The sequence below is a fragment of the Streptomyces griseoflavus genome (assembly GCF_014649995.1).
GTDB lineage: Bacteria > Actinomycetota > Actinomycetes > Streptomycetales > Streptomycetaceae > Streptomyces > Streptomyces griseoflavus.
This window is the reverse complement of the sequence record NZ_BMUC01000001.1, coordinates 939,521-957,377: the sequence shown is the minus strand read 5'-3', so window position 1 is coordinate 957,377 and position 17,857 is coordinate 939,521. Positions and strand designations below refer to the sequence as shown.

The following is a 17,857-nucleotide window of genomic DNA, read 5'->3' as shown; positions in this document are numbered from 1 at the left end:
CCGTGAAACCCGCCCCTCTACGCCAATTGGCCAACCGGTACCCACCACCACGTGCCGGCCCGCTGAGGCTTCTCATTCCCCGGCGGCCGGCCCGTCATGCCGGGCGGTCTCCCTCGATCATACGGCGCCCAGCCGCCATTCGGGGGGCCTGTGGCGCACTCCATGCACAGCGGGACCGCCGGACGCGTCGCTGATCAGCGGCGCGCCCCGGTCGCGGCTCAGGCCCCCCGGGCCTCTCGCGTCTCACCGAGCACATGGAGCTGGGTGGCCACGGAGTGGAACGCGGCGAGCTCGGCCGCCGCGGCCTCCAGCCTCAGCAGGGCGTCCAGGGCGCCCGGCTCGGTGTCCACGAGCACGCCGGGGACGAGGTCGGCGAAGACCCGTACGCCGTGCACGGCGCCGATCCGCAGGCCCGCGCCCTCCACCAGCGCGGTGAGCTGTTCGGCGGTGAAGCGGCGCGGCATGGGGTCGCCGGTGCCCCATCGGCCGTTCGGGTCGTCGAGCGCCTGCCTGGCCTCCGTGAAGTGACCGGCGAGGGCGCGGGCGAGTACCGCGCCGCCCAGGCCCGAGGCGAGGAGGCTCAGGACGCCCTCGGGGCGCAGCGCGGCCACCGCGTTGCGGACGCCCTCGGCGGGGTCGTCGACGTACTCCAGCACGCCGTGGCAGAGCACGACGTCGTAGCCGCCGCGCTCGGCCACGTCGAAGAGGCCGTGGGCGTCGCCCTGGACGCCTCGGACCCGGTCGGCGACACCCTCCTCGGCCGCGCGGCGCTCCAGGGCGAACAGGGCGTTGGGGCTGGGGTCCACGACGGTCACCCGGTGGCCGAGACGGGCGAGGGGCACGGCGAAGTTGCCGCTGCCGCCGCCGGTGTCGAGGATGTCGAGCGCCTGTCGTCCTGTCGCCCGGACCCGGCGTTCCAGGGCGTCCTGAAGGACCTCCCAGACCACGGCGGTACGGAGAGCGGCGCGGGGTCGCATCGGGTCCGACACGGTAGTGACTCCTCGGCGGGGCTCCGCCGGGGTGTGCGGCGGGGCGGTCGGGACGGGGGTGCTGTGCCGTCCACCCTATGGCCTGCGGCGCGCGTCCCGGTCACCCGCCCGGGGCCCGCGGCGGGGCCTTCTCGGCGATGCGCCCCCGCCGCCCCTTCCGGTCCCGTCGCCGGGGGCTACGCTCCCAGGCCTCCCTCCCGCTCCGCGGCGGAACCGCCCGCCGGTACGGCTCCGCGCCCCCGGGGCGTCTCGCCGCCGCCGTCGGCGCGCGGCGGCGGCAGGATCGGCTGGAGCACCAGCATGCGCTCGACCAGGCGGAGGAACATCGTCACGTCCCGTATCAGGTCGTCGGCGTCGCGGGCGGTCGCGGCGCCCTGGATGCCCGCCTCGGCACGGGCACGGCGGCCGGCGCCCGAGGCGAACAGCGCGCTCCACTCGGTGAGCTCGGGCGCTATCTCGGGGAGCACGTCCCAGGCGCTGCGGATCCTGGCCCGGCCCCTCGGCGAGGTCTCGGGCCGGCCGCGTGCGGCGAGCACGGCGGCGGCGGTGCGCAGGGCGGCCAGGTGGGCCGTCGCGTAGCGCTCGTTCGGCGTTTCGAGGACGGTGGTCTCGTCGAGGCCGGCACGGGCCTGGGCGAGCAGGTCGAGGGCGGCGGGCGGGGCGGCGGCGCGGCGCAGCACCGGGTGGACGTCGCTCGCGGGGCCGTTCAGTGAGGGGGCAGGGCCGGATGCGCGGCGCCGACGGGCGGCGGCTGCGGACGAGTTGGCCATGACGAACCTCCTGTCGTCTTCGTGACGGCACGCCCCGAGACGGGGTGCCGTATGTGCACATCGTGAGGTATGCCACTGACAATCCGTTCTGACCTGCGCTTTTGCCTCGCTCGGACGTTCGGGCTAGTTTTTGCACTGACCAGTCAGTTCAAATTGTCTCGACAGAGGGGGGACTGTGGACGACGGACTCGCCGTCACGGCCCGCGACTTCGGCCTGAAGGGCTCGAAGGGCTGGGCGTTCCGCGGCGTCTCGGCCGACGCGGAGGCAGGATCGCTGATCGCGGTGGAGGGGCCGTCCGGTTCGGGCCGCACCTGCCTGCTGCTCGCGCTCACCGGGCGGATGCGGCCCACGGAGGGATCGGCCGCCGTCGGCGGCCTGGAACTGCCCCGGCGGATGGCCGCCGTACGCCGCCGCAGCGCCCTCGCCCACGTCGCCGGGGTGACCGAGCTCGACCCGGCGTTCACCGTCGGCGAGCACCTGCGTGAACAGGCGCTGCTGCAACGCCGGTTCGGCGGCTCGTCCACCGGGTTCACGCCGCGTGCGCGCGGTGAGCGGGCGCGGGAGGAGAGGAAACGCGTGGACACCGCCCTGAGCACGGCCGGCCTGGACCCCGCGGCCCTGCCCAAGGGCCCGCGGACGGCCGTACGGGACCTGGAGCGGACCCAGGCACTGCGGCTGTCGGTCGCCCTGGCGCTGCTGGGGCGCCCCCGGCTGCTCGGGGTGGACGACACGGATCTGAAGCTCTCCCCCGCCGAACGGGAGGAGATCTGGGCCCTGTTGAGGTCCGTCGCCGGCACCGGCACCACGGTGCTGGCCGTGTGCGGCGAGGCACCGGGCGACGCGGTCGTCGTCCGTACCGCGGCCGGCCCGCACGACGAGGCGAAGGAGGAGGCAGCCGATGCGCTCGCCGCGACTGGCCGCTCTTGAGCTCCGGCGCTTCGGCCGGGGCACCCTGCCGCGCGCGGCGCTGGTCGCCCTGCTGGTGCTGCCGCTGCTCTACGGCGCCCTGTACCTGTGGTCGTTCTGGGATCCGTACGGGCGTCTGGACCGCATCCCGGTGGCGCTCGTGAACGACGACGAGGGGGCGAGTGCGGACGGCGGGCGGATCACCGCGGGCGACGACATCGCCGAGGGCCTGCGCGACAGCGGCACCTTCGACTGGCGGGAGGTGAGCGCGCGGGAGGCCAGGCGCGGGGTCGAGGACGGCACCTACTACCTGTCGCTGACCGTGCCGGCCGACTTCAGCCGCCGCATCGCCTCCAGTTCGGGCGACTCCCCCGAGACCGGCGCCCTGCGGGTGCGGACGAACGACGCCAACAACTACATCGTCGGACAGATCTCCCGGACGGTCTTCGGCGAGGTGCGGAGGGCCGCGTCCACCAAGACCTCCCGCTCCTTCCTGGACAGGATCTTCGTCTCGTTCTCCGACATCCACGGCGAGACGGTGAAGGCGGCGAAGGGCGCCGACGAGCTGAACGGCGGCATCGGGAAGGCGGAGAAGGGGTCGAAGGACCTGGCCGACGGCCTCACCGACGCCCGCAAGGGCAGCGGCAAGCTCTCCCGGGGCCTGAAGGACCTCCACGACGGCGCGGACGACGTGGCGGACGGCTCCCGGAAGGTCGCGGACGGGACGCGCAGACTCGCCGACAAGGTGAACGCGGTCGACGCGGCCGTGGGACCGCTCCTGAAGGACGACGAGAAGGCCATCGGCGACACCGCGCGGTTCGTCGCCGGCTCGGCCGGCCGGCTCCGCGACGACCTCGACGCGTTGAAGGAGCGGGCCCCGGCCGCCGCCAAGGACGCCCGCGCGGCCTCCACCGCCGTGGACGGCGTCCACAGGACGCGCTGCGAGGACGCCTCCCCGCCCGATCCCGCCTGCCCGGACCTGAAGAAGGCCAGGGACGCGGCGGCCACGGCGGCGGACGTCGCCGAGGACGTCGGTTCGCTGGTCACCGACCACCGCGCGGAGTGGAAGAAGCTAGACGGGCAGCTCGCCGGCCTGGAGAAGCAGGCGGGGGCGCTGGCCGAACGCGCCCCCCACCTCTCCGAGGACCTCGACGACGCCGTCGCCCGGATCAACAAGCTGAACACCGGGGCGGGCAAGGTCGCGGCCGGCGCGAAGAAGCTCACCAAGGGTCTCGGCACCGCCGAGACCGGCGCGGAGAAGCTGGACAAGGGCGTCGGCGAACTGAAGACCGGCGCGGACGACCTCGAGGGCGGCCTGTACAAGCTCGTCGACGGCTCCGGCGAACTGGCCGGCGGCCTGCACGACGGTGCCGCGAGGATCCCCGACTACGACGAGGCGGACCGTGACCGGCGCACCGAGGTGATGGCCGACCCGGTGCGGCTGGTCTCCGGCGACGCGCACAAGGCGGCGAACTACGGCACCGGTTTCGCCCCGTACTTCATCCCGCTGTCGCTGTGGGTGGGCGCGATGGTGGCGTACATGCTGATCGCGCCGATGAACCGGCGCGCGCTGGCGGCGGGCGCCTCGGCCTGGCGGATCGCGCTGGCGGGCTGGCTGCCCGTGGTGGCGATCGGGGTGCTGCAGACGGTGGCCCTGATGTCGGTGCTGCACTGGGCGCTCGGGCTGCAGATGGTCCGGGCGGCCGGGACGGTGGGCTTCCTGTTCCTGGTGACGGCCTGCTTCGCGGCGATCGTGCAGTGGCTGAACGCGCGCTTCGGCGCGGCCGGCCGCATCCTCGTCCTCGCCCTGCTGATGCTCCAGCTGACCTCGGCGGGCGGCACGTACCCCGTCCAGACGAGTCCGCCGTTCTTCAACGCGCTGCACCCGTTCCTGCCGATGAGCTACGTCGTCGAGGCGCTGAGGCGGCTGATCACGGGCGGTGGCCTCGGGCCGGTGTGGCAGGCCTGCGCCGTGCTGGCGGCCTTCACCGCGGGTGCCCTGGCGCTGACCGCGCTGGCGGCCCGCCGCCGCCAGGTGTGGACGCCGGCCCGGCTGCACCCGGAGCTGAGCCTGTGACCGGGCGGGCCGGTGCTCCTGTGACAATCAGGGCCATGGAAAGCAGTAGCACCACGCCGGGCGGCAGTGCCCGCCGCGAGGCCACCCGGCAGAAGCTCTACGAGGCGGCCGTCACCCTCATCGCCGAGCAGGGCTTCTCGGCCACCACCGTGGACGAGATCGCCGAGCGGGCGGGAGTGGCGAAGGGCACCGTCTACTACAACTTCGCGAGCAAGTCGGTCCTCTTCGAGGAGCTGCTGCGGCACGGGGTCGGTCTGCTGACCGCCTCGCTGCGGGAGGCGGCGGAGAGGACCGTCCGCGAGGGCGGCACCAGGGTCGACGCGCTGGACGCGATGATCCGCGCGGGGCTGGTCTTCATCGACCGCTACCCGGCCTTCACCCAGCTGTACGTGGCCGAGCTGTGGCGCACCAACCGGGCCTGGAACTCCACGCTGCTGGTGGTGCGGCAGCAGGCCGTGGCGGTGGTCGAGGGAGTGCTGCACGAGGGTGTGGCGAACGGCGAGTTCAGCGAGGAGATCGACGTCCCGCTGACGGCGGCGGCGCTGGTGGGCATGGTGCTGGTGGCGGCGCTGGACTGGAAGTCGTTCCAGCCCGGGCGTTCCCTGGACGACGTGCACGCGGCGCTGTCCCGGCTGCTGCAGGGGCGGGTCAGCGGACGCCGCTGACCCCGCCGCACGCGGGAAGGCGCCGGTCCGGCGGTGGCCGCGTCCCCCGCGGGCCACCGGTCGGACCGGCGCCTTCCCCTTGCTCCCCCGTGCGTTCCCCCGTGACCCCCGTCGTGGTCGTCCCCCGGGTCCCCGTGCCTCGCTCCCGCCGGCGTCGCCGGCGGAAGGAGCGGATCGCGGGCCCGGTCCCCGCTCCGGCGCCCCGTGCCGCCGGTTTCGGGGGCCGCGCCCCTTTCCGTGGTCCCCACTCTCTCGTTTCCGCAGGCCGGCCCCCATCCGCGTACGTACTCAACTGGGCGGCTGAGTACGGGTACTCACGTGTGCGCGGCCGGCCCCACCCCTCCCGGCCGCGGGCTGGTCACGCGGGCGGGGGCGCGGGTACTCGGGGACGGCGCGCCGGTGGGCTGCGGATAAAGTCCCTGGCATGGCACGGATTGCGGTGATCGGCGCCGGGATGGGCGCGATGGCGGCCGCCGCCCGGCTGGCCGTCGCGGGCCACCGGGTGGCGGTGTACGAGCGGACGGAGACGTACGGTGGCGCGCTGCGCCGGGTGGAGCGCGACGGGTTCGCCTTCGACACCGGGCCGGGGCTGCTCCCGCTGCCCGCCGTCTACCGCGACCTGTTCCTGAAGACCGGCAGGGAGCCGCTGGAGGAGTGCGTCGAGCTCGTCCAGGTCGACCCGTCGTCGCACCACGTGTTCCCGGACGGCACGCGCCTGTCGCTGCCGAACGCCTCCCGCGCGGGTGTCGTCTCCGCGCTGGTGGAGACGCTCGGCCCGGACGCCGCCCGGCGCTGGGGCGACTTCCTGGTCCGGGCCCGGGAGGCCTGGGACCGTTCGCGCCGGCCGCTGCTGGAGGAGCCGCTGTGGCCCAACTGGCGGGTGCTGGCCGAGCGCGAGCCCTATCCGGCGGTTCCCCACAAGAAGCTGCTGCGCACCCGCAGGGCGGGCACGCTCGCCGAGGTCGGCGCGTGGGAACTGCGCGATCCCCGGCTGGCCGCCCTGCTGGAGAGCCACGCCCTGGCGTTCGGTCTCGATCCCCGCCGGACCCCGGCGAGCGCCGCGGTGCTTCCGTACATGGAGCACGCCTTCGGCGTCTGGTACGTGCGCGGCGGGATGCGGGAGCTGGCGCGTGCGGTGTACGAGCGGTGCCTGGCGCGCGGGGTCGGGTTCGTCTTCGGCGCGGAGGCCGCGCGGATCGTGGAGAAGGACGGCCGGGCGGCCGGCGTGGAGTTCCGCGACGGGACGGTGGCCGAGGCGGACATCGTGGTCGCCGGCGTGGACCACCACCGCCTGGAGGGGATGACCGGGCACCGGCTGTACGGCGACGGGGACGTGCGGCCCGACCTCGCCGGGCAGTGGTCGCGTCCGGGACGGTTCACCGTGCTGCTGGCCCTGCGCGGGCGGCGCGAGGAGGGCGCGCCGCACCGCACGGTCGTGCACACCCCCGACCGCTCCGGCGAGCTGGACTTCCTCACCGGCGGCACCGGGTCCCCGGTGCGGCCCACGGTGACCGTGCTGCGGCCGGACGACCCCGCGCTGCGCCCCGACGGGGAGCACGAGTCCGTGGTCGTGTCCGCCGTGGTCCCCTCGGACGAGGAGTGGGGGGAGGGCGACCTCGACCGGCGGTTCGCCGACCTGGTCGTCGAGGCCGCCGGGGAAGCCGTTCCCGGCCTGCGCGAGCGCGTGTTGTGGCGTGAGGTCCGTACGCCCGACGACGGCGACGAGGAGACCGGCGCCGCGCTCGGGGGCATCCCCGCCCCGGCGCTCGCGGCGGGCGGGGGCCGGTTCCTGCTTCCGGCGAACGTCACCCCGCTGCCGGGGCTGTACCGCGTGGGCGGCTGGTCACATCCCGGCGGCGGACTGCCGCACGCCGGGATGTCGGGGGCGCTGGTCGCCGGACTCGTCGTGGAGGGGCCCGGCTTCCGCGGCTCCCAGTGAGGCCGCGTCAGAAACGGTACTGCTCGTCGTACCCGTTGCCATTGCCGTTGCCGTGCGTCTGCCCGTCGCCCTGGTACGGGTACTGCTGCTGCTCCGGCGGGAGTTCACCGCCGTAGGGGTCGTCGGCGGTGCGCTGCTGCGGGACCCACAGCCCGCCGGCCGGGGTCTCGCCGCCGTAGCCCGCGGTGTACGGGTCCTGGCCGTAGCCCTGTTGCCGGGCGTACTGCTGCGGGTCGGCGTAGCCGGTGTCGTAGGACGTGTCGCCGTACGTCGCGTTGCCGATGTACGGGTCGGAGTAGGCGGCGTACTGCTGGCCCGTGGTGTCGTAGCCCTGCTGCTGGCCGTAACCGGAGTAGTCGTAGGCGTAGTTGTTCTGGTCGGCGCCCTGGGCGGCCGCCGCGTACTGGTCCTGGGACGGGGCCGCGTACCCGGGGTCGCCGCCGTAGACGCCGTAGGAGCCGGTGTCGTCGGGCATGGGCTGCGGTTCGTAGACGGCGGTGGTCTCCGCGGCCGTCATCTGCTCGGGGCGGGCGGGGGTGAACACGTCGTCGCGGTCGTGGTCGTCGTCCACGCCGTAGCCGGTGCCGTCGCGGTGGCCGTCGCTCTCGTCGCCGTAGCCGTCGCGGGACGCCTCCAGGTCGGAGACCTCCAGGGTCGGCTCCTGCCGCCCGCGTCCGCCGCGGCCGCCCTTGGCGGCGGCCAGCGCCGGCGCGTTGACCGCCCAGCCGGCCGCGAATCCGCGGCGGAACGACAGCGTGACGTAGGTCTGGCCGACCGCGAACGCGGCGGCGCCCAGTCCGATGACGATCACGGAGGGGATCAGCACGCCCAGCACGACGCCGAGGAAGCCGGCGAAGGCGAGCAACCGCCAGCGCAGCCGCGCCTTGTACTGCAGCAGCACCTCACCGAGCAACCACAGCGCGACGATGCCGAACGCGATGTAGAGGACCGCCCAGCCCATGTACGCCCCTCTCCCAGTGGTCGTTACGCAGTGTGTCGTATGTGCGTGCGACCGGTCTAGGCCCGCGGTGGGTGGTGCAGGCCCAGGTTCTCGTAGATTTCCAGCGTCGCCGTGGAGTTGTTCAGCGTGATGAAGTGCAGTCCCGGCACTCCCTCGGCCAGCAACCGCGCACAGAACTCCGTGGCGAAGTCGATACCGATGGAGCGTACCGCCGCCGGATCGTCCTTCGCTGTCAGGATGCGCTCTTTCAGGGCGTCGGGGAACTCCGCGTTACTGAGCTTTGGCAACCTCTCCAGCATCTTCACGCTGGTCACCGGCATGACTTCGGGAATCACGGGGGTTTCGCAGCCCGCGGCGTGGACTCGGTCACGCAGCCGCAGATACGACTCGGGGCGGAAGAACATCTGGGTGATCGCGTAGTCGGCGCCGGCCCGGCACTTGTCGACGAAGTGGGCGACGTCGGTGTCCCAGTCGGCCGAACGCGGATGCATCTCCGGGAAGGCGGCGACACCGACACAGAAGTCGCCCGACTCCTTGATGAGCCTGACGAGGTCGGCCGCGTAGGTGAGGCCCTGCGGGTGCGGCACCCAGTCCCCCATGGGGTCGCCGGGCGGGTCGCCACGCACCGCGAGCATGTTGCGGATGCCCGCGTCGGCGTACTGGCCGATGATGTTGCGCAGCTCGGCGACGGAGTGGTCGACCGCGGTGAGGTGGGCGACCGGGGTGAGGGTGGTGTCGGCGGCGATCTGCTCGGTCTCCCTGACCGTGCCGGCGCGGGTGGAGCCGCCCGCGCCGTAGGTCACGGAGACGAAGTCCGGGGCGACCGCCTCGACCCTGCGCAGCGCGCTCCACAGGTTCCGCTCACCCTTGGGGGTTTTCGGCGCCGAGAACTCGAAGGAGTACGTCGTCTTGCCTGCGGCGAGCATGTCGCGCACGGTGCGTGCGCGGTCAGTCCTGGTGGATGCGGTTCCGAGGGCCATACCGGCAGGTTAGCCAGGGCGTCGCGGTCCCCCAACCAAAAGCGGGATATTTGTCCTATTTGTCGACTTGCCGTCCACCCTTTGGACAGATCTGAGACGCGCCGGGGTCATCCGGCGTCCGGAGCCGCCTGCCGCAGCCGCTCGGCGAACTCGGCCGCCGCCGCTCCCGGGTCGTCGGCGTCGGTGATCGCGCGGACCACGACGATCCGCCGGGCGCCCGCGTCCAGCACCTCGTCGAGGTTGCCGAGATCGATGCCGCCGATGGCGAACCAGGGCCGGTCGGTGCCCAGGGCGGCGGTGTACCGCACGAGGTCCAGGCCGGGGGCGTGGCGGCCGGGCTTGGTGGGGGTGGGCCAGCAGGGGCCGGTGCAGAAGTAGTCCACGCCGGGCTGGACGGCGGCCGCGGCGGCCTCGGACTCGGCGTGGGTGGAGCGGCCGATCAGGATGTCGTCGCCCAGGACGGCGCGGGCGGCGGGGACGGGGAGGTCGCCCTGGCCGAGGTGGAGGACGTCGGCGCCGGCGGCGTGGGCGACGTCCGCGCGGTCGTTGACCGCGAGCAGCTTGCCGTGCCGGGCGCAGGCGTCGGCGAGGACGGCCAGGTGCTCCAGCTCCTCGGCGGCCTCCATGCCCTTGTCGCGCAGCTGCACGATGTCGACCCCGCCGGCCAGCACCGCGTCCAGGAACTCGGGAAGGTCCCCCTGCCGTTTGCGCGCGTCGGTGCACAGGTAGACCCGGGCGCCGGCGAGCCGGCCGCGTTCGGTGTCGGTCATAGGTTCCCCCCAGGATGTGGTGGACGTGCCCACCGGACGGGCCCGACGGGTCTCCGCCGGGGCCACCGGTGGGCCGTGGACGGGCGTACCCGCCCGGTGGGCCGTGGACGGGCGTACCCGCCCGGTGGGTCGTGCGTGGGTGTTCCCGCCCGGCGGAGGGCGGCCCGGCCGGCGTATGCGGGCCTCCTCCCGGCGCGGCTCACCGCGCCGGGAGGAGGGCGGCCGTGGCACGCAGGCCCACGGTCGGCCCTCGGGACGCGGGTGCGGTACGGGCGGCCCGGTCCGGCGGGTCACCGCCGGGCTCGTCCGGCCGGGCGGGCGGCGGCCGGGCGGGATCCTGCCGGGCCCGCCCGGACCTGCCGGGCCCGCCCGGACCTGTCGGGTGCGGGTCAGACCGCGAGTGCCTGGGCCCGGCGCTTCACCTCCGTGCCGCGGTTCTCGCTCAGCGCCTGCGCGGGGGTGCCGGGCAGGGTCGGGTCGGGGGTGAAGAGCCACTCCAGCATCTCTTCGACCGTGAAGCCGTCGTCCCGCAGGAGCGTCAGGGTCCCGGTCAGGCCCTTGACCACCTTGTCCCCGTCGACGAAGGCCGCGGGCACGTGCAGTGCGCGGTTCTCACCCCGGCGTACGGCGATGAGCTGGCCCTCCTTGACCAGCTGCCGGACGCGCGTCACCTCGACGCCGAACTGCTCGGCGATGTCGGGGAGAGTGAGCCAGGCGGGGACGAGAGCATCGATCTTTGCGTCAATCTCGGTCACGGGACAAGCCTGCCACCTGCCGCTGACAGTCGGAAGTCAGCCCCCGCCACCTGGGCGGACGCGTCGGCCGCACCCACCGGCCCGGGGCGGGTCAGGCCGTCGCGGACTTCAGCGGACGCGCCGGGTCCGCCAGCAGTTCCGCGTCCATCGCCGTGCCCGCCTCGATCAGCCGGCGCCCCTGCGCCAGGTCCCGGGGCCGCCCCACCGCGAGCAGCGCGACCAGGCGGGACTCCCGCAGCCAGCAGACGCTCCACGCGGCCCCGGCCGGGTCCCCGCGCCACACCGTGCGGTCGGCGTCGGCGTGGTGTCCCGCGTACTGGACGAACCGCCCGAACTGCTCGGACCAGAAGTACGGCACCGGGTCGTACACCGCCGGTTCCCGGCCGGCGGGGCCGCCCACGATGTTCGCGGCGACGGTGCGCGGCCCCTGGAGGGCGTTGTCCCAGTGGTGGACCAGCAGACGCTCGCCGTAGCGCCCGGACGGGAAGGACGCGCAGTCGCCGACCGCGTACACGTCCGGCACGGAGGTCGTCAGGCGGCGGTCGGCGACGACCTCGCCGCGCTCCCCGAGGACGACTCCGGAGCCCGCCAGCCAGGCCGTGGCGGGGCGGGCCCCGATGCCGACGACCACCGCACCCGCGGGCAGCCGCGTGCCGTCGTCCAGGACCACGGCGTCCGCCTCGACGCGCTCCACCCGCGTGTGCGTGCGCAGCGTGACACCCGCCTCGGCGTACCAGGCGGTCATCGGGGCGGTCACCTCGGCGGGCAGCGCCTCGGCCAGTGGCCGCTCCCCGGCCTCGACGACGGTGACCGCGCAGCCCGCCTCCCGGGCCGCGGTGGCGAACTCCGCGCCGATCCAGCCCGCGCCCACCACCACGATGTCGTGCTGCCGCGCGAGCACCGGCCGCAGCCGCTCGGCGTCGTCCAGGGTGCGCAGCAGATGCACGCCGGGGACACCTTCCGCCCCCGGCAGCCGCACCGGTTCCGCTCCGGTGGCGATCACCAGCGCGTCGTAGGGGACGGGCCCGGCCTCGGTGTCCAGTTCGTGGTCGCCGGGGCGCAGGCCCAGCACCTCGCAGCCGAGCCGCAGTTCGATGCCGAGTTCCTCGAAGTCGAGGTCGAAGGCGGAGTCCTCGGCCTTGCCGAGCAGCACCGCCTTGGACAACGGCGGCCGGTCGTAGGGCTGGTGGGGTTCCGCGCCGATCAGTGTCACGGTGCCGGTGAATCCCTGCTCCCGCAGGGCGGCCGCGGTCTGCACGCCGGCCATGCCCGCGCCCGCCACCACCACCCGCCGCGGTGCGGACCGTCCCGGTTCCTGCGTCTGCTCGCTCACCCGATCACCTTAGACACCTGGCAGGGCATCAGATCCGTCGATCTGCTCCACGACGCTCGTCCCGCTGCCGGCCTGCGACTCCCACCGCCAGTCCTCCTCCAGCCGCACCCGCCCGTCGGGCAGGTCGACGACGGTGGAGACGCAGTGCCCCGAGGACGTCGTGCCGTCCTGCTTGAGCTGCACGTACCGGAAGTCGAGCCGGTCCCCCGCACGGGTGCCCACCAGGTGCCCGCGTACCACGTCGCCGCCCGCGTACGCGGCCCAGATCTCACCGTCCCGCTCGTGGTAGTGGAAACGGGTGCGGGTGCCGACCTGGCCGGGGGCCTGGTCGGCGACCGGGGCGAGGACGAGTCCGTCGAGGGATCGGGCCATGTGGGGGCTCCCTTACGAGCGCGCGGTTTTGAGGGCTAGGGTGGCCAACGTAGAACACTCGCGGGAGCCCGGACGCACCGGGCTGAGAGGGAGGCTGACGGCCTCCGACCGTACGAACCTGATCCGGGTCATGCCGGCGAAGGGAGGGGCAGGACACCCATGTCGCCCACGAGCACCCCGGACGTCCTCGTCGTCGGGGGCGGGATCATCGGACTGGTCACCGCCTGGCGGGCCGCGCAGCGCGGGCTCGCCACGGCCGTGGTGGACCCCGAGCCGGGCGGCGGCGCCGCCCGGGTGGCCGCCGGGATGCTCGCCGCGGTCACCGAACTGCACTACGGCGAGGAGACCCTGCTCGGTCTGAACCTCGCCTCGGCCCGGCGCTACCCCGACTTCGCCGCCGAGCTCACCGAACTCACCGGCCACGGCCTCGGCTACCGCCGCTGCGGCACGCTCGCCGTGGCCCTGGACGCCGACGACCGCGCCCACCTGCGCGAACTGCACGCCCTGCAACAGCGGTCGGGCCTGGAGGCGCAGTGGCTGTCCGGACGGGAGTGCCGGCGCCTGGAGCCGATGCTCGCGCCCGGGGTGCGCGGCGGGCTGCGGGTGGACGGCGACCACCAGATCGACCCGCGGCGGCTGGCGGCCGCCCTGGTGAGCGCGTGCGAGCGGTCCGGCGTCAGCGTGCACCGCGCCCGGGCCGAACGGCTCGTCGTCACGGGCGGACGCGCGACGGGCGTCGTCACCTCCGACGGCACCGGGCTGGCCGCCGGGCAGGTGGTGCTCGCCGCGGGCAGCCTCAGCGGGCGTCTCGCGGGCGTCCCACCGCACGTGCTGCCGCCCGTGCGGCCCGTGAAGGGGCAGGTGGTGCGGCTGACGATGCCGGAGCGCCCCGGCACCTTCCTCAGCCGGACCGTGCGCGCCGTGGTGCGCGGCAGCCATGTCTACCTGGTGCCGCGCGAGAGCGGCGAACTGGTGATCGGCGCGACCAGCGAGGAGATGGGCTGGGACACCACCGTGACCGCGGGCGGCGTGTACGAGCTGCTGCGCGACGCCCACGAGCTGGTCCCCGGCATCACCGAACTGGCGCTGACCGAGACCCGGGCCGGACTGCGTCCCGGCTCCCCCGACAACGCGCCGCTGCTCGGCCCGACCGAGCTCGAGGGGCTGCTGCTGGCCACCGGCCACTACCGCAACGGCGTCCTGCTGACGCCGGTCACCGGCGACGCCCTGGCGGACGTCCTGACCACCGGTGAACTGCCCCCGGAGGCACGCCCGTTCACCCCCCGGCGCTTCGGTGCCGCCGTCCTCACGGAGCAGCCCGCATGAACATCTCCGTCAACGGGGAGCCCCGGGAGTTCACCCCCGGTACGGCTCTCGACCTCGTCGTGAGGTCCCTCACCGCGGCGCCCTCCGGGGTGGCCGCCGCCCTCAACGAAACCGTCGTCCCGCGCGCCCAGTGGCCCTCCACCCCCCTCGCGGAGGGGGACCGGGTGGAGGTCCTCACCGCCGTCCAAGGAGGCTGACCATGGCCGACGATCCGTTCGTCCTCGGCGGTGTGTCCTTCACGTCCCGTCTGATCATGGGTACGGGAGGGGCGCCGAGCCTGGACGTGCTGGAGCGGGCGCTGGTGGCGTCCGGGACGGAGCTGACGACCGTCGCGATGCGGCGGGTGGACGCCTCGGTGCACGGGTCCGTGCTGTCGGTGCTGGAGAGGCTGGGCATCCGGGTGCTGCCCAACACGGCGGGGTGCTTCACCGCCGGGGAGGCCGTGCTGACCGCGCGGCTCGCGCGGGAGGCGCTCGGCACGGACCTGGTCAAACTGGAGGTCATCGCCGACGAGCGGACGCTGCTGCCGGACCCGGTGGAGCTGCTGGACGCGGCGGAGACGCTGGTGGACGACGGGTTCACGGTGCTGCCGTACACGAACGACGATCCGGTGCTGGCGCGGAAGCTGGAGGACGTGGGGTGCGCGGCGGTGATGCCGCTGGGGTCGCCGATCGGGTCGGGGCTGGGGATCCGCAATCCGCACAACTTCGAGCTGATCGTGGAACGGGCGGGGGTGCCGGTGATCCTCGACGCGGGGGCGGGCACCGCGTCCGACGCGGCCCTGGCGATGGAGCTGGGATGCGCGGCGGTGATGCTGGCGTCGGCGGTGACGCGGGCGCAGGAGCCCGTGCTGATGGCCGGTGCGATGCGGGGGGCGGTGGAGGCGGGGCGGCTGGCGCGGCGCGCCGGGCGGATCCCCCGGCGGTGGTTCGCCACGGCGTCCTCCCCCGCGGAGGGCATGGCCGTACTGGATCCGGAGCGGCCCGCCTTCTAGGTGCCGCCCGCCGGTGCCGGGCGGGGGCGGGCTCCGCTCGCCGGGATCCGCCGGGCGCCTCCCCCGCCCGCGGCTCCGCACGGGCGGGCGGTGCACGTCACAGGTCCGCTGCAACGGGGACGGAGCGGACGGGGGTGTCGGCGGGGCCTCGTAGACTCGCTGCGTGGACACGACCCTTCAGGACCCTCTGGTCGGGCAGGTGCTCGACGGCCGCTACCGCGTCGACGCGCGGATCGCGGTCGGCGGGATGGCCACGGTCTACCGGGCCATGGACACCCGCCTCGACCGCATCCTCGCGCTCAAGGTGATGCACCCCTCGCTCGCCGCCGACGCCTCCTTCGTCGAGCGGTTCATCCGCGAGGCCAAGTCCGTCGCCCGGCTGGCCCACCCGAACGTGGTGCAGGTCTTCGACCAGGGCGCCGAGGGGGCGTACGTCTACCTGGCGATGGAGTACATCGCCGGCTGCACCCTGCGCGACGTGCTGCGCGAGCGCGGGGCGCTCCAGCCGCGGGCCGCGCTGGACATCCTGGAGCCGGTGCTGGCCGCGCTCGGTGCCGCGCACCGGGCCGGGTTCGTACACCGGGACATGAAGCCGGAGAACGTGCTGATAGGGGACGACGGCCGGGTCAAGGTCGCCGACTTCGGGCTGGTCCGCGCGGTGGACTCGGTGACGAACACCACCGGCACCGTGCTGGGCACGGTCTCCTACCTGGCCCCGGAGCAGATCGACGCCGGCGTCGCCGACCCCCGGGTGGACGTCTACGCCTGCGGCATCCTGCTGTACGAGATGCTGACCGGCGAGAAGCCGCACGACGGCGACTCCCCCGCGATCGTGCTCTACAAGCACCTGCACGACGACGTGCCGCCGCCGTCGTCCGCCGTGGCCGGCATGGCCTACGAGCTGGACGAGCTGGTCGCGACCGCGACCGCCCGCAACCCCGAGGCGCGTCCGTACGACGCGGTGGCGCTGCTCGCCCGGACCCGCGAGGCGCGCGGCCGGCTCGACGACGCGCAGCTCGACGCGGTGCCGCCGCAGGCGCTGGGCTCGGAGCACGACCCCCACGACAACACCAACGACCGTACGAGCGTCATCCCGCGCGCGCCCGCCCTGCCGCGCCCGCTGCCCGTCGACGGCGACGAGGACCCGGTGCGGCACACCAGCCGGCTCCAGTCCCCGCCGCCGCTGCCGCCCCGGCGCCGGACGGCGCTGCCGCGCGGCCCGATGGCGATCGTGGTGGCCGTGCTGCTGGCCCTCGGCCTCGGCGCGGGCGTCTGGTACATCAACTCGGGCCAGTTCACCAAGGTCCCTCCGCTGCTGACCAAGACCGAGCAGGAGGCCCGGGACCGGCTGGCGGACGCCGGGCTGGACGTCGGCGGGGTGGAGGAGGCGTACAGCGACACGGTGGAGCGGGGCAAGGTGATCGCCACCGACCCGAAGGCCGGTGCCCGCATCCGCGGCAACGACTCGGTGTCGCTGACCGTCTCCAAGGGCCCGCGGACCGTGCGGGTGCCCGACCTCGACGGCTATCCGCTCGACAAGGCGCGCTCGCTGCTGGAGGACGAGGGCCTGAAGCCCGGCATGACGACCGAGGAGTTCAGCGAGACCGTGGCCGCCGGCTCGGTGATCGGCACGGAGCCGGGCAAGGGCACCAAGGTCCGCGCGGACTCCGCGGTGGCGCTGACGGTGAGCAGGGGCCGCCCGGTGGACGTGCCCGACGTGGCCGGTGACGACGTGGCGGACGCGCGCGCCGAGCTGGAGGAGGCCGGCCTGAAGGTGAAGATCGCCGAGGAGCGGGTCAACTCCGAGCACGACGCGGGCGAGGTGGCCCGGCAGAGCCCTGCCCCCGGCCGGCAGGCCGCCGAGGGCGACACGGTGACGCTGACGCTGTCCAAGGGCCCCGAGATGGTCGAGGTGCCGGACGTGGTCGGTGACAGCGTGGGTGACGCCAGGGAGCGGCTGGAGGGCGCCGGTTTCCGGGTGAAGGAGGACCGCGGGCTGCTCGGCCTGTTCGGCGACACCGTCAAGGGCCAGTCCGTGGACGGCGGCGACACCGCGCCCAAGGGTTCGACGATCACCATCGAGATCCGCTGACGGGAGGGGCCGGGCGGGCGGCCCGTCCGCTCGTGTCACCCTTGACGGGTGAAGAGTCACCCGTCCGGCCCTGCCCGCAACCCGATCGGCGGCCACGTCCCCGTGGCCGGCGGCCTGCATTCCGTCGGCCTGTCCTACGCCCGTGACCTGCGCGCCGAGACCGTGCAGGTCTTCGTCGCCAATCCGCGCGGCTGGGCCACCCCGGCCGGGAACCCCCGGCAGGACGAGGCGTTCCGCGCCGCCTGCGCCGCCGAGTCGATCCCGGCGTACGTGCACGCCCCGTACCTGATCAACTTCGGTTCCCACACCGAGGCGACCGTGGAACGGTCGGTGGAGTCGCTGCGGCACTCCCTGCGGCGGGCGCGGGCGATCGGCGCGCTCGGCGTGGTCGTGCACACGGGCAGCGCGACCGGCGGCCGGGAGCGGGCGGTGGCGCTGAGGCAGGTGCGGGAGCACATGCTGCCGCTGCTCGACGAGCTCACCCACGACGACGATCCGTTCCTGCTGCTGGAGTCCACCGCCGGCCAGGGCGCCTCCCTGTGCTCGCGCACCTGGGACTTCGGACCGTACTTCGAGGCGCTGGACGCCCATCCGAAGCTCGGCGTCTGCCTGGACACCTGCCACGTCTTCGCGGCCGGACACGACCTGACCGGGCCGGACGGCATGCACCGGACGCTGGATCTGCTGGTGGACACGGTCGGCGAGGGGCGGCTGAAGCTGATCCACGCCAACGACTCGATGGACGTGGCCGGCGCCCACAAGGACCGGCACGCCAACATCGGGGAGGGACACATCGGCGAGGATCCGTTCCGGGCGCTGATGACGCACCCGGCGACCGAGGGCGTGCCGCTGGTCATCGAGACGCCCGGCGGCAAGGAGGGGCACGCCGCGGACGTGGAGCGGCTGAAGAAGCTCCGGGACGCCTGA

The 17,857-nt window shown here is 74.3% G+C and carries 17 protein-coding genes and 1 riboswitch; of the genes, 9 read left to right on the top strand and 8 right to left on the bottom strand.

The features are described 5' to 3' along the window. Positions 1 to 218: 218 nt before the first annotated feature. Positions 219 to 989, bottom strand: a complete 771-nt coding sequence (locus tag IE172_RS04200; protein ID WP_190095668.1) for a methyltransferase — start codon at positions 987 to 989, stop codon at positions 219 to 221. Between the two features lie 176 nt (positions 990 to 1,165). After that, positions 1,166 to 1,759: an SAV_6107 family HEPN domain-containing protein gene (locus tag IE172_RS04195; RefSeq protein WP_190095667.1), complete on the bottom strand. Its 594-nt coding sequence runs from the start codon at positions 1,757 to 1,759 to the stop codon at positions 1,166 to 1,168. Positions 1,760 to 1,934: 175 nt separating this feature from the next. Between IE172_RS04195 and IE172_RS04190 the strand changes: the two genes are divergently transcribed. The 4 genes from IE172_RS04190 to IE172_RS04175 all read left to right on the top strand — a co-directional run bounded on the left by IE172_RS04190 (position 1,935) and on the right by IE172_RS04175 (position 7,347). Continuing rightward, entirely contained in the window at positions 1,935 to 2,687 is a 753-nt protein-coding gene (locus tag IE172_RS04190; RefSeq protein WP_190095666.1) for an ATP-binding cassette domain-containing protein, read from the top strand. After that, on the top strand, positions 2,659 to 4,743 hold the full coding sequence (locus IE172_RS04185; protein WP_190095665.1) for a YhgE/Pip family protein: 2,085 nt from the start codon (positions 2,659 to 2,661) through the stop codon (positions 4,741 to 4,743). Before IE172_RS04190 ends, IE172_RS04185 begins: the two co-directional genes overlap by 29 nt. 35 nt (positions 4,744 to 4,778) lie before the next feature. Further along, complete coding sequence (locus tag IE172_RS04180) at positions 4,779 to 5,408, top strand: TetR/AcrR family transcriptional regulator (protein ID WP_190095664.1); 630 nt, start codon at positions 4,779 to 4,781, stop codon at positions 5,406 to 5,408. Positions 5,409 to 5,832: 424 nt separating this feature from the next. After that, positions 5,833 to 7,347: a phytoene desaturase family protein gene (locus tag IE172_RS04175; RefSeq protein ID WP_190095663.1), complete on the top strand. Its 1,515-nt coding sequence runs from the start codon at positions 5,833 to 5,835 to the stop codon at positions 7,345 to 7,347. Between the two features lie 7 nt (positions 7,348 to 7,354). Here the strand turns inward: IE172_RS04175 and IE172_RS04170 are convergent, their stop codons facing one another. The 6 genes from IE172_RS04170 to IE172_RS04145 all read right to left on the bottom strand — a co-directional run bounded on the left by IE172_RS04170 (position 7,355) and on the right by IE172_RS04145 (position 12,518). Next, positions 7,355 to 8,308: an SCO2102 family sporulation regulator gene (locus IE172_RS04170; protein ID WP_190095662.1), complete on the bottom strand. Its 954-nt coding sequence runs from the start codon at positions 8,306 to 8,308 to the stop codon at positions 7,355 to 7,357. A gap of 56 nt (positions 8,309 to 8,364) precedes the next feature. Beyond that, positions 8,365 to 9,288 carry a methylenetetrahydrofolate reductase [NAD(P)H] gene (metF, locus tag IE172_RS04165; protein ID WP_190095661.1) on the bottom strand — a complete coding sequence of 308 codons (924 nt, stop codon included), beginning with the start codon at positions 9,286 to 9,288 and terminating at the stop codon, positions 8,365 to 8,367. A gap of 107 nt (positions 9,289 to 9,395) precedes the next feature. Continuing rightward, positions 9,396 to 10,058, bottom strand: coding sequence for a thiamine phosphate synthase (thiE, locus tag IE172_RS04160; protein ID WP_190095660.1), 663 nt, complete (start codon positions 10,056 to 10,058; stop codon positions 9,396 to 9,398). Between the two features lie 389 nt (positions 10,059 to 10,447). Further along, entirely contained in the window at positions 10,448 to 10,813 is a 366-nt protein-coding gene (locus IE172_RS04155; protein ID WP_190095659.1) for an Rv2175c family DNA-binding protein, read from the bottom strand. A gap of 91 nt (positions 10,814 to 10,904) precedes the next feature. After that, positions 10,905 to 12,146, bottom strand: coding sequence for an NAD(P)/FAD-dependent oxidoreductase (locus tag IE172_RS04150; protein ID WP_190095658.1), 1,242 nt, complete (start codon positions 12,144 to 12,146; stop codon positions 10,905 to 10,907). A gap of 9 nt (positions 12,147 to 12,155) precedes the next feature. Further along, on the bottom strand, positions 12,156 to 12,518 hold the full coding sequence (locus IE172_RS04145; RefSeq protein WP_190095657.1) for an avidin-fold protein: 363 nt from the start codon (positions 12,516 to 12,518) through the stop codon (positions 12,156 to 12,158). A gap of 50 nt (positions 12,519 to 12,568) precedes the next feature. Next, positions 12,569 to 12,680, top strand: a riboswitch (TPP riboswitch). Here IE172_RS04145 and thiO point away from each other — a divergent pair. The 5 genes from thiO (at position 12,678) to IE172_RS04120 (ending at position 17,857) form a co-directional block, all read left to right on the top strand. Further along, a complete protein-coding gene (gene thiO, locus IE172_RS04140; RefSeq protein ID WP_190095656.1) occupies positions 12,678 to 13,844 on the top strand; it encodes a glycine oxidase ThiO in 1,167 nt (388 codons plus the stop codon). (Overlaps the previous riboswitch by 3 nt.) Next, on the top strand, positions 13,841 to 14,041 hold the full coding sequence (gene thiS, locus IE172_RS04135) for a sulfur carrier protein ThiS (RefSeq protein WP_190095655.1): 201 nt from the start codon (positions 13,841 to 13,843) through the stop codon (positions 14,039 to 14,041). The genes thiO and thiS overlap by 4 nt, the downstream gene beginning before the upstream one ends. Positions 14,042 to 14,043: 2 nt before the next feature. Then, positions 14,044 to 14,838, top strand: coding sequence for a thiazole synthase (locus IE172_RS04130; RefSeq protein ID WP_190095654.1), 795 nt, complete (start codon positions 14,044 to 14,046; stop codon positions 14,836 to 14,838). Between the two features lie 163 nt (positions 14,839 to 15,001). Beyond that, positions 15,002 to 16,930 carry a Stk1 family PASTA domain-containing Ser/Thr kinase gene (gene pknB / locus IE172_RS04125; RefSeq protein WP_190095653.1) on the top strand — a complete coding sequence of 643 codons (1,929 nt, stop codon included), beginning with the start codon at positions 15,002 to 15,004 and terminating at the stop codon, positions 16,928 to 16,930. 48 nt (positions 16,931 to 16,978) lie between these two features. Next, positions 16,979 to 17,857 carry a deoxyribonuclease IV gene (locus IE172_RS04120; protein WP_190095652.1) on the top strand — a complete coding sequence of 293 codons (879 nt, stop codon included), beginning with the start codon at positions 16,979 to 16,981 and terminating at the stop codon, positions 17,855 to 17,857.

Coding starts and splice junctions, on each gene's coding strand:
- IE172_RS04170 (WP_190095662.1), bottom strand. CDS start 8,308: ATGGGCTGGGCGGTCCTCTACATCGCGTTCGGCATCGTCGCGCTGTGG.
- IE172_RS04145 (WP_190095657.1), bottom strand. CDS start 12,518: ATGGCCCGATCCCTCGACGGACTCGTCCTCGCCCCGGTCGCCGACCAG.
- IE172_RS04195 (WP_190095667.1), bottom strand. CDS start 1,759: ATGGCCAACTCGTCCGCAGCCGCCGCCCGTCGGCGCCGCGCATCCGGC.
- IE172_RS04185 (WP_190095665.1), top strand. CDS start 2,659: ATGCGCTCGCCGCGACTGGCCGCTCTTGAGCTCCGGCGCTTCGGCCGG.
- IE172_RS04175 (WP_190095663.1), top strand. CDS start 5,833: ATGGCACGGATTGCGGTGATCGGCGCCGGGATGGGCGCGATGGCGGCC.
- metF (WP_190095661.1), bottom strand. CDS start 9,288: ATGGCCCTCGGAACCGCATCCACCAGGACTGACCGCGCACGCACCGTG.
- thiE (WP_190095660.1), bottom strand. CDS start 10,058: ATGACCGACACCGAACGCGGCCGGCTCGCCGGCGCCCGGGTCTACCTG.
- IE172_RS04130 (WP_190095654.1), top strand. CDS start 14,044: ATGGCCGACGATCCGTTCGTCCTCGGCGGTGTGTCCTTCACGTCCCGT.
- thiS (WP_190095655.1), top strand. CDS start 13,841: ATGAACATCTCCGTCAACGGGGAGCCCCGGGAGTTCACCCCCGGTACG.
- thiO (WP_190095656.1), top strand. CDS start 12,678: ATGTCGCCCACGAGCACCCCGGACGTCCTCGTCGTCGGGGGCGGGATC.
- IE172_RS04180 (WP_190095664.1), top strand. CDS start 4,779: ATGGAAAGCAGTAGCACCACGCCGGGCGGCAGTGCCCGCCGCGAGGCC.